Source organism: Pseudomonas sp. XP1 (genome assembly GCF_053557675.1).
Genome location: NZ_JBNRIJ010000028.1, coordinates 54,532 through 65,781, shown reverse-complemented (window position 1 = coordinate 65,781; position 11,250 = coordinate 54,532). Strand labels below are relative to the sequence as shown.

General features: G+C 66.1%; 8 protein-coding genes. 6 read left to right on the top strand and 2 right to left on the bottom strand.

Annotated features, from left to right (window positions below):
• Window positions 1-102: 102 nt before the first annotated feature.
• A complete protein-coding gene (locus ACK1U9_RS20320; protein ID WP_108480789.1) occupies window positions 103-1,008 on the bottom strand; it encodes an energy transducer TonB in 906 nt (301 codons plus the stop codon).
• Window positions 1,009-1,099: 91 nt separating this feature from the next.
• Window positions 1,100-2,053 (bottom strand): glutathione synthase, encoded by a 954-nt coding sequence (gshB, locus tag ACK1U9_RS20315; RefSeq protein WP_108480788.1) that lies wholly within the window; start codon window positions 2,051-2,053, stop codon window positions 1,100-1,102.
• A gap of 298 nt (window positions 2,054-2,351) precedes the next feature.
• On the opposite strand from gshB, the gene ACK1U9_RS20310 reads away from it, so the two are divergent.
• From ACK1U9_RS20310 to ACK1U9_RS20285, 6 genes are read left to right on the top strand one after another with little or no spacing between them, the layout of a single operon-like run.
• The gene (locus ACK1U9_RS20310; protein WP_003257770.1) at window positions 2,352-2,753 is read left to right on the top strand and encodes a response regulator; all 402 of its coding nucleotides are present in this window, start codon (window positions 2,352-2,354) and stop codon (window positions 2,751-2,753) included.
• Window positions 2,754-2,800: 47 nt separating this feature from the next.
• Window positions 2,801-3,166 carry a twitching motility response regulator PilH gene (gene pilH / locus ACK1U9_RS20305; protein WP_025340906.1) on the top strand — a complete coding sequence of 122 codons (366 nt, stop codon included), beginning with the start codon at window positions 2,801-2,803 and terminating at the stop codon, window positions 3,164-3,166.
• Window positions 3,163-3,717: a chemotaxis protein CheW gene (locus tag ACK1U9_RS20300; RefSeq protein ID WP_003257767.1), complete on the top strand. Its 555-nt coding sequence runs from the start codon at window positions 3,163-3,165 to the stop codon at window positions 3,715-3,717. The genes pilH and ACK1U9_RS20300 overlap by 4 nt, the downstream gene beginning before the upstream one ends.
• A gap of 11 nt (window positions 3,718-3,728) precedes the next feature.
• Window positions 3,729-5,783, top strand: coding sequence for a methyl-accepting chemotaxis protein (locus tag ACK1U9_RS20295; protein WP_046613435.1), 2,055 nt, complete (start codon window positions 3,729-3,731; stop codon window positions 5,781-5,783).
• A 35-nt stretch (window positions 5,784-5,818) separates the two neighbouring features.
• Window positions 5,819-10,771, top strand: coding sequence for a hybrid sensor histidine kinase/response regulator (locus tag ACK1U9_RS20290; protein ID WP_108480787.1), 4,953 nt, complete (start codon window positions 5,819-5,821; stop codon window positions 10,769-10,771).
• Window positions 10,764-11,237 carry a chemotaxis protein CheW gene (locus ACK1U9_RS20285; RefSeq protein WP_449110143.1) on the top strand — a complete coding sequence of 158 codons (474 nt, stop codon included), beginning with the start codon at window positions 10,764-10,766 and terminating at the stop codon, window positions 11,235-11,237. Before ACK1U9_RS20290 ends, ACK1U9_RS20285 begins: the two co-directional genes overlap by 8 nt.
• Window positions 11,238-11,250: the final 13 nt, after the last annotated feature.

Genomic DNA, 11,250 nt, shown 5'->3' with positions numbered 1-11,250 from the left:
CTCTGGCATTCAGCTTGCCATTCACCGCTCTCACTTCAGATTCTAATCCCCTCTCAAGACACAAGCTGGCTTGCCGGCGATGGGGCGCAAAGCGGCCCTGATTCAGTTACTGGACAGACGGTCCCCACGGGCAAAGCGCCACGTGCGGATGATCTCCAGCCGGTCAAACTCGGCCAGGTCCCCGGTAAACGGCGCAAACGGCGCCGCCAGCCGCACGATGCGCTGCGCCGCCTGGTCCAGCACCGGTTGACCGGACGACTCCAGCACCAGCACTTCGTAGAGCGAGCCATCGCGGTTGATCGACACCATCATGCGCAGGTTGCCGTAGATCTGTTGCCGGCGCGCTTCGTCGGGGTAGTTCAAATTGCCCACACGCTCGACCTTCTTGCGCCACTCCTCCTTGTACCAGGCACCCTTGTCGCGCATGGTCGATGCAGCATTGAGCCGGTGGATGCGTGGGCGCTTGGCGTACATCTGCTGTTCGTTGGACAGCTCCGCCTCCAGGCTGGCGATCTGGCTGGACAACTGCGAGCTGTCGAAGTCCGGTGCCGGGGCTGCCGGCTTGGGCTGCGGCTTGCTTTCCTTGGGCTTGGGCTCGACCTTCTGTGGCTTGGGCGCCGTGGTCACTACCGCCGACTTCTGCGGGACAGGGGGCAGTACCACCTCGGGCTTCGCGGCGGGTGGCGGGGTGATCTTGTTGATCTTGCTGTCCTGGAACGGTGCCAGTTCGGTGGTCTTGGGCACCGCTTTCTTGTCCAGGGTGCCGCTGCCCTGCTGGTTGTCCTGGGCCTGGAAATCGGCCTTCTCCGGCGGTTTCTCGCTCTTGAAGGTGGCCAGGGTGATGTCCATGGTGTGGCGGATTTCGGCAGGCTTGACCACGCTGAAGCCGACGCCAAGGATCAGCGCCAGGTGCACCAGGGCGGCCAGGAACAGGGTAAAGCCGAGCCGGTCCACCGGGCGAACACGGGGGGGGAGCAGGTCGGCGGGGATGTCAGCGGGCAGCGTCATCAGGTTTCCAGCAACCGCAGGGCGGGGTAGCAGGCCAGGCCAAAAGGACCCGCATCATACCCCACTCTGGGTTGTTGCCGTGCGTCGGCGGTCAGCGCGCCTTCAGCTGGCGATCAATGGCATCCATCAATTTCCCGCCGATATCGGTGTTGTAGGCGGCATCGATCTCGCGGATGCAGGTGGGGCTGGTGACATTGATTTCGGTGAGGTAGTCGCCGATCACGTCCAGGCCCACGAACATCAGGCCCTTCTCGCGCAGGGTCGGGCCGACCTGGGCGGCGATCCAGCGGTCGCGGTCGGTCAGCGGGCGTGCCTCGCCACGGCCGCCGGCGGCCAGGTTGCCACGGGTCTCGCCGCTGGCCGGGATACGCGCCAGGCAGTAGTCCACCGGCTCGCCGTCGATCATCAGGATGCGCTTGTCGCCGTCGACGATCTGCGGCAGGTATTCCTGCGCCATGATCTGCTGGTTGCCGTGCTGGGTCAGGGTTTCCAGAATCACCGACAGGTTCGGGTCGTCCTTGCGGTGGCGGAACACCGAGGCGCCGCCCATGCCGTCCAGCGGCTTGAGGATCACGTCACCGCGGCTGTTGGCGAACTCGCGCAGGATGTCGACACGGCGGCTGACCAGGGTCGGCGCCATGCACTGCGGGAACTGGGTGGCGAACAGTTTTTCGTTGCAGTCGCGCAGGCTCTGCGGGCGGTTGACCACCAGCACGCCTTCGCGCTCGGCCTGCTCCAGCAGGTAGGTGCTGTAGACGAACTCCATGTCGAAGGGCGGGTCCTTGCGCATCAGGATCACGTCCAGCTCGGCCAGCGCGCTGTCCTGCTCATCGCCCAGTTCGAACCAGCGGGCCGGGTCGGCGAACACTTTCAGCGGGCGCACCTGCGCACGCGCCTGGCCGGCGCCCAGGTACATGTCGCGCTGTTCCATGTAGAACAGGCTCCAGCCGCGCGCCTGTGCGGCCAGCAACATGGCCAGCGAGCTGTCCTTCTTGTAGGAGATGGACGCGATGGGGTCCATGACAATGCCGAGGCGAACGCTCATGGGGGTGGTTCCTCTTGGCGGCGCATGGCCGCGATGGATCGAAAGAAAAGTGGCTCAGGGTGGCGCCGTGAGCGCCGCCGGTCAAGGGGCTCCGCAGATGGAACGGCCACCCGGAGTGTGCTAAAAATGCCAGTCATAGCGCTATACAACAGGCCTTTGCGGCTGCTGCGCAGCCCTATCGCGACGCAAGGCCGCTCCTACAGGAGATTGCGGTCCCTTGTAGGAGCGGCCTTGTGTCGCGATAGGGGCGCGAAGCGGCCCCAGGAATTCGGCATAAGCAGCGACGGTAGCCCAAGTGATGGAACAACCCCTGAAGGTGATGGTGATCGACGATTCGCGCACGATCCGCCGCACCGCGCAGATGTTGCTCGGTGAAGCGGGCTGCGAGGTGATCACCGCCAGTGATGGCTTCGATGCCCTGGCCAAGATCGTCGACCACCAGCCCAGCATCATCTTCGTCGACGTGTTGATGCCGCGCCTGGACGGCTACCAGACCTGCGCGGTAATCAAGCACAACAGTGCCTTCAAGGACACCCCGGTCATTCTGCTTTCGTCACGTGACGGCCTGTTCGACAAGGCCCGCGGCCGGGTGGTCGGCTCCGACCAGTTCCTGACCAAACCGTTCAGCAAGGAAGAACTGCTCGACGCGATCCGCGCCCACGTGCCCGGTTTTGCCGCAGCCCAACAACACGCACCCTGACCGCGCCCCGCCATGGCACGGTCTTTCTTTCCTGATGGGGAACCAGCATGGCCCGAGTTCTGATTGTCGACGACTCGCCGACAGAGATGTACCGATTGACCGAATGGCTGGAAAAGCACGGCTACCAGGTGCTCAAGGCCAACAACGGTGCCGATGGCGTGGCCCTGGCCAGGCAGGACAAGCCCGACGCAGTGCTGATGGACATCGTCATGCCCGGCATGAACGGCTTCCAGGCCACCCGCCAGCTCAGCAAGGACCCGGAAACCAGCGCCATCCCGGTGATCGTGGTCACCACCAAGGACCAGGAAACCGACCGTATCTGGGCCACGCGCCAGGGCGCTCGTGACTTCCTGACCAAACCGGTGGAGGAGGACGCGTTGATCGCCAAGCTCAAAGAAGTGCTCGGGGCTTGACCACCCGCCCGCAGGGCGCGTCGCTGACCGCCTTCGAGTTGTTGCTGGACATCGACCGGCGCTGCCGCCTGCTGGTCGCCGACCAGCCGCCGCAGGACAACCGCCTGCAACAGTGGAGCGGCATCGGCTTTCGTATTGCCGGGCAATGGTTCGTCGCGCCCATGGGCGAGGTTGCCGAGGTGCTGCGCGAACCGCGCAGCAGCCGCGTGCCCGGCGTGCAGCCGTGGGTGTGCGGGGTAGCCAACCTGCGCGGCCGGCTGTTGCCGGTGATGGACCTGAGCAGCTTCTTCGGCCTGGGCCACGCCGCCCCGGGCAAGCAGCGGCGGGTGCTGGTGCTGGACCACGAGGACCTGTTCGTCGGCCTGCTGGTGGACGAGGTGCTGGGCCTGCAGCACTTTGCCCTCGACAGCCTGCAGCTGTCGCCACCACAGCCGCTGATCCGCGCCGCTGCACCTTTCGTGCAGGGGCACTTCCCGCGTGAACGCAACTGGGCGATCTTCAGCCCCTTCGCCCTGGCCCAGGCGCCGGGCTTTCTCGATGTGGCGTTATAGGACCTGCGAACGTGAACAAGCCTGTCACCCCCGTCACCACCGTGACCCCGCGTACCCGCAGCATCGCGCAGATCACCTTGTTGTTCCTGATCCTGATCCTGTCGATCATCCTGCTGTTCGCCAACTTTGCCTACCTGAATACCCAGTCCAACTACGACAAGCAGTACATCGGCCACGCCGGCGAACTGCGGGTGCTGTCGCAGCGCATCGCCAAGAACGCCACGGAAGCCGCCACCGGCAAGGCCCTGGCCTTCAAACTGCTGTCGGACGCGCGCAACGATTTCGAGCGGCGCTGGGGCTACCTGCGTGAAGGTGACAAGTCCACCGGCCTGCCACCCGCGCCGCCCACGGTGCGTGACGAGATGGAGGCGGTACGCCGCGACTGGGAAAACCTGCGCAAGAACACCGACACCATCCTGGCCAGCGAGCAGACGGTGCTGTCGCTGCACCAGGTGGCGGCGACCCTGGCCGAGACCGTGCCGCAGTTGCAGGTGGAATACGAGAAAGTGGTCGAAATCCTGCTGCAGAGCGGCGCCCCGGCCAGCCAGGTGGCTGTAGCCCAGCGTCAGCTGCTGCTGGCCGAACGCATTCTCGGCTCGGTCAACACCGTGCTGGCCGGTGACGACGCCGCGGCCCAGGCGGCCGACGCCTTCGGCCGCGATGCCGGGCGCTTCGGCCAGGTGCTCGAGGGCATGCTCAGTGGCAACGCGGCGATCCAGGTGACCCGTGTCGAAGACGCCGACGCTCGTGCGCGCCTGGCCGAAATTGCCGAGCTGTTCCAGTTCGTTGCCGGCTCGGTGGATGAAATCCTCGAAACCTCGCCGGAACTGTTCCGGGTGCGCGAGGCTGCCGGCAACATCTTCAGCCTGTCGCAAACCCTGCTCGACGAGGCCTCGCACCTGGCCAACGGTTTCGAGAACCTGGCCGGCGGGCGCACCCTCGACACTGTCGGCGGCTATGTGCTGGGCCTGCTGGCGCTGGCTTCGATCATCCTCATCGGCCTGGTGATGGTGCGCACCACCAACCGCCAGCTGCGTGAGACAGCGGAAAAGAACGAACGCAACCAGCAGGCGATCATGCGCCTGCTCGATGAAATCGAAGAGCTGGCTGACGGCGACCTGACCGTGACCGTATCGGTGACCGAAGACTTCACCGGCGCCATTGCCGATTCGATCAACTATTCCGTGGACCAACTGCGCGACCTGGTCGCCACCATCAACCACAGCGCCGTGCAGGTCGCTGCCGCCGTGCAGGACACACAGAACACCGCACGCCAGCTGGCCAAAGCCTCCGAACACCAGGCCGAGCAGATCAGCGAGGCATCCGAGGCGGTAGGCGACATGGTCGAGTCGATAGACCGGGTTTCGGCACACGCCTACGAGTCGGCCAAGGTGGCCGAACGCTCGGTGGCGATCGCCAACAAGGGCAACGAGGTGGTGCACAACACCATCAACGGCATGGACAACATTCGCGAGCAGATCCAGGACACCGCCAAACGCATCAAGCGCCTCGGTGAGTCTTCCCAGGAAATCGGCGATATCGTCAGCCTGATTGACGACATTGCCGACCAAACCAACATTCTCGCGCTCAACGCGGCGATTCAGGCCTCGCTGGCCGGCGAGGCTGGCCGTGGGTTCGCCGTGGTTGCCGACGAAGTGCAGCGCCTGGCCGAGCGCTCGTCGTCAGCCACCCGGCAGATCGAGGCGCTGGTGCGCACCATCCAGGCCGACACCAACGAGGCGGTCATTTCCATGGAGCAGACCACCGCCGAAGTGGTGCGCGGTGCCCGCCTGGCCCAGGATGCCGGGGTGGCGCTGGCCGAGATCGAAGGCGTATCGCAGAACCTCGCCGATCTTATCCACAGCATTTCCGATGCCGCCCAGCTGCAGACTTCGTCTGCCGGGCAGATCTCCCACACCATGGCGGTCATCCAGCAGATTACCGCGCAGACCTCCGCCGGTTCCGGCGCCACCGCCGACAGCATCCGCCATCTGGCACGCATGGCCAGCGAGATGCGCCGTTCGGTGTCCGGATTCACCCTGCCGCCACCAGCAGAGCCCAAGTGAATGGTCCTGCTGAAGAGCCGCGCCGAGGAGTGCCCATGGCTGTAGCACCAGTAAGCCCCGAGCGCCACGACACGGTGGCGCTGGCCTGGACCAAGGCCGCCATCCTCGACTGCCTGGGCCAGGCGCGCCAGGCGCTGGAACGCTTTGCCGGCGAGCCTGGCGACCTGTCGATGCTGGCATTCGTGGTCGACAACCTGCACCAGGTGCACGGCTGCCTGCGCATGCTCGAACTGCGCGGCGCCACGCGCCTGGCCGAAGAACTGGAACTGTTCGCCAAGGCCCTGGCCGATGGCCAGGTCAGCCCCCGCGGTGATTGCCTGGGCGCGTTGTTCCGCGGCCTGGAGCAATTGCCGTCGTACCTGGAGCGCCTGCGCGGCGCCCGCCACGACCTGCCTCTGGTGATGCTGCCGCTGCTCAACCAACTGCGTGCCTGCCGTGGCGAGGAGCCATTGGCCCAGGCCAGCCTGATCAGCGGCGCCGCCCAACGCTTTGCCGGTGCCGACGACCTGGCCAACCTCGACCTGTCGCTGGGCAACTGGCGCGAGCAGCTGCAGGCAGGGCCTGGCCGCGATGCCCTGCGCTCGGTGGTGACCGCGCTGTGCGACGACCTGATGCGCATCAAGGAGCGGCTGGACCAGTTCGTGCGTGGCGACCGCCAGGACAGCGAGCAGCTCGATGCCCTGCTGGCGCCACTGCGCCACGTGGCCGACACCCTGGCAGTGCTGGGCTTCCAGCAGCCACGCCGGGTGATCATCGACCAGGTGCTGGCGCTGCAGGCCCTGGCCCAGGGCGAGCGGGCCGTGGACGACGCGGTGTTGATGGATGTAGCAGGGGCCTTGCTGTACGTGGAGGCTACGCTCAACGGCATGGTCGGCCCGCTGGAGGAAAACGGCCAGGGCGGCCTGCCGGGCTCGGACCTGGCCGAGATCCGCCAACTGGTGTTGAACGAGTCGCTGAACGTACTGCAGCAGGCCAAGGATCTGATCGGCGATTGCCTGGAGTCCGGCTGGCCGCGGCAACGCCTGCAACCCTTGCCAGGGCTGTTGCAGCAGATTCGCGGTGCGCTGGCGATGTTGATGCTACCAGCCGTGGCCGAGCTGTTTGCCGGTTGCGCCAGCTATGTGCAGCGCTGGCTGCAGCACCTGGAGATGGAGCCCCCAGCCGATGAGCTGACGCACCTGGCCGAGGCCCTGAGCGCCGCCGAATGCTACCTGCAATGGCGGGTGGCGGACCCATTGGCGGATGGCCAGCCCTTTATCGACATGGCGCGCGCCAGCCTTGCGGCGCTGGGGGTGCACTGCGCGCTGGTCGAGGCCACCGCGGGCCGCGATGGCAGCGCTGATGGCATCGATGACGAGTTGCGTGAAGTGTTCCTCGACGAGGCCGGTGAGCTGCTGCCGGAAATCGAGCGCCACTGGCTGCGCTGGCGTGCCGACAACCAGCAGCGCGAGGCATTGGGAGAAGTGCGCCGTGCCTTGCATACGCTCAAGGGCAGCGGCCGCATGGTGCATGCCGAGGCGGTGGCCGAACTGGCCTGGGGCGCCGAACACCTGCTGAACCGGGTACTCGAGGGCCGCAGCGTGCTCGGCCCGGAAGGCGTTGTGGCCCTGCAGCAGGTATTCGTCTACCTGCCCGACCTGCTCGCCGACTTTGCCGCAGGCCAGTTACCGCAACTGACGGAAATCGAGGAGCTGGCCGGGCACCTGCATGCCCTGGCCGAAAACGATGCCCCGGTGGCAGCTGACATCGATGGTCTCGACCCGCAATTGCTCGACATTTTCCGTAGCGAGGCGCAGGGCCACCTGGCCAGCCTGGATGCTTTCCTGCAAGGCGCCGACGGCCACGATACGCAGGTCAGCGATGGCCTGCAGCGCGCCCTGCATACGCTCAAGGGCAGTGCCGCCATGGCCGGGGTGATGCCGGTTGCTGAACTGGCCACCGCCTTCGATCGCCTGGCACGTGAATACAAAGGCCACCAACTGCCTCTGCAAATGGCCGAGATCGAATGGCTGGAAGCTGCTCGCTCGCTGTTCCACCTGGGCCTGGCGCAACTCGATAGTACGCCGCTGGCGGCCATCCCTGGTGCCGTGGAGCTGATCGAGCAGGTTGGCCAGGCGGTGGACGCGCACTTGGCCAGCTTGCATGACGACTCGCAGCATCAGCGGCGCAGCAAGCGCGACCCGCAGTTGATTGCCAGTTTCCTGGCCCAGGCCATGGATATCCTGCTGGATGCCGAATCGTTGCTGTCGCGCTGGCAGGAACAGCCCGGCCAGCGCGATGCGCTGGACACGCTGCTCGACGAACTGACCACCTTGGGCCACGCAGCACACTCGGCCGACCTGTGGCAGATGGATGACGTGTGCGAGGCCTTGCTCGACCTGTACGGCGCCGTGGAGGAGGGCAGCCTGCCCGCCGATGCGCGCTTCTTCGTCCACGTGCAACGGGCCCATGAGGCCCTGCTGGACATGCTCGACGAGGTGGCGGCCGGGCAGGACATCCCACCAAGGCCGGAGCTGGTCGACAGCCTGCGCCACCTGCTGGGCCAGGCCCTGGCTCCGGAGGCTACCGGCCTGGTGGGCATCGACACGGTCACGCCGCTGCACCCGGACATGGACCTGGCCGATACCCTTGGCCTGGGGCCGGCGCACCACCCTTTGCTGCCTGCTGTGGCCGAGCCGCTGATCGAAGAGCCGGAAAGCCCAGGCGAAGAGCTGCTGGAAGTCTTCCTCGAAGAAAGCTCGGACATCGTCGAGAGTGCCGCCGCAGCACTGGCGCGTTGGCAGGCCGACCCGCGCAACAGTGTGGAGGTGGACAACCTGATGCGCGACCTGCACACCCTCAAGGGTGTGGCGCGCATGGTCGAAATTGCGCCGATCGGCGACCTGGCCCACGAGCTGGAGTTTCTCTACGAGCTGCTGGCCGCTGGCCGTATGCCGCCTAGCGCACCATTGTTCGCCTTGCTGCAGAACTGCCATGACCGCCTGGCGCACATGCTCGATGCCGTGCGCCTGGGGCAGCCGTTGCATGCCGCCACCGCGCTGATCGACTACATCCGCAACTTCAGCTTCTCGGCCCTGGCCGATAGCGCCGCCGGCCAGGGGGCGGTCGAGGCCGCGACCAGTGAGGCGCCGGCGGTGGCACCGGAGCGGGCGCCGGGCGACATGGTCAAGGTCGATGCCGAGCTGCTCGACGACCTGGGCAACCTGGCCGGTGAGCACTCGATCATCCGTGGGCGCATCGAGCAGCAGGTCAACGATGCGCAGTTCACCCTCAACGAGATGGAAACCACCCTCGAGCGCATGCGCGACCAGTTGCTGCGCCTGGACATCGAGACCCAAGGGCGGATATCCAGCCGGCAGCAGTTCGAAGGTGATGCGTATGACGACTTCGACCCGCTGGAAATGGACCGCCACTCGCAACTGCAGCAGCTGTCGCGGGCCCTGTTCGAGTCCGCCTCGGATTTGCTGGACCTCAAGGAAACCCTGGCACAGCGCGCCCAGGAGGCCTACAGCCTGCTGCAGCAGCAGGCGCGGGTGAACAGCCAGTTGCAGGAAGGCCTGACCGCCACCCTGATGGTGCCCTTCGAGCGCCTGGTGCCGCGCTTGCAGCGTGTGGTACGGCAGGTGGCCAGCGAGCTGGGCAAGCAGGTGGAGCTGGTGGTCGGCAATGCCGAGGGCGAACTGGACCGCAGCGTGCTCGAACGTATGGTGGCGCCGCTGGAGCACATGCTGCGCAACGCCGTCGACCATGGCCTGGAAAGCCGCGAAATGCGCCTGGCCGCCGGCAAGCCGGAGCAGGGCACCATTCACCTGAATCTGCTGCACGAAGGCGCGGACATCGTAATCGAAATGACCGACGACGGTGCCGGCGTGCCACTGGAAGCGGTGCGCCGCAAGGCCATCAAACGCGGCCTGCTGGACCCGCAGGCGCAACTGAGCGATCACGAAATCCTCCAGTTCATCTTGCGCCCGGGCTTTTCCACTGCCGAGAAGATCACCCAGATCTCCGGGCGTGGCCTGGGCATGGACGTGGTACATGAGGAGGTCAAGCAACTGGGCGGCTCGATGAGTATCGAGTCGGCCCAGGGCAAAGGCGCGCGCTTCCTGATCCGCCTGCCGTTCACCGTGTCGGTCAACCGTGCGCTGATGGTGCATCTGGGCGAAGAGCAGTACGCCATTCCGCTGAACACCATCGAGGGCATCGTCCGCGTGCCGCCGGCCGAACTGGCGGCGTGCTACCAGCTGGATGCCCCGCGTTATGTGTACGCCGGCCACGAATACGAGCTGCGCTACCTGGGTGAACTGCTGCAGGGCATGCCACGCCCGGCATTGCTCGGGCAGAGCGTGCCGCTGCCGGTGTTGCTGGTGCATTCCCAGGAGCAATCGTTCGCCATCCAGGCCGACAGCCTGTCGCCCAGCCGCGAGATCGTGGTGAAGAGCCTGGGGCCGCAGTTTGCCGCGGTTGCCGGGTTGTCGGGGGCGACGCTGCTGGGCGATGGCCGGGTGGTATTGATTCTCGACCTGCTGGGCCAGTTGCGTGGCCAGCAGCGGCGCCTGGCGCGCCTGCCGGGCGATGGTGCGGCCCGGCGCCAAGTGTTCGGCCCGGCGCCACGGCGGGCGTTGCTGGTAATGGTGGTGGACGATTCGGTGACCGTGCGCAAGGTCACCAGCCGCCTGCTGGAACGGCACGGCATGAGCGTGCTGACGGCCAAGGACGGGGTTGATGCCATGGCCCTGTTGGAAGAGCACCGCCCCGATGTGCTGCTGCTGGACATCGAGATGCCGCGCATGGACGGCTTCGAGGTGGCCACACGCATCCGCCGTGACGAGCGGCTGAAAGACTTGCCGATCATCATGATCACCTCGCGCACCGGGCAGAAGCACCGCGACCGAGCGATGGCCATCGGCGTCAACGAATACCTGGGCAAGCCTTATCAGGAGTCGGTCCTGTTGCAGAGCATTGCCCACTGGAGCCAGACCCATGCTTGAACTGATCGCCGGCCAGCGCAGCAGCCTGACCGGGCTTTTGCTGCCGTTGGGCGACCGTACCTTGGTGTTGCCCAACGTGGCGGTGGCCGAACTGAGTGGTCAGCGCAACCTGGTGTGTCAACGCGGCGAGCCGGCCTGGCACCTGGGCTGGATCGACTGGCGCCAGCAGCGCCTGCCGCTGATCGGCTTCGAAGCCGCGTGCGGTGGCGAGACACCCTGCGGCGAGCGGGCCCGCGTGGTGCTGCTCAATGCCCTGGGTGATACCGGCCTGCGCTACCTGGCGTTGTTGCTGCAAGACATACCGCGCTCGTGCAAGCTCGACAGCCAACTGAACTACGTGGACGTGGCGCTGGGCCGGCTGGAGCTGGCGGCAGTGCAGGTGGGCGAGCAGGTGGCGCGGGTGCCGGACCTGGTCGGGCTGGAACGGCTGGTGCGTGACGCGGAACTGCAACCTGACTTTGGGTAGGATGTAAGCCATA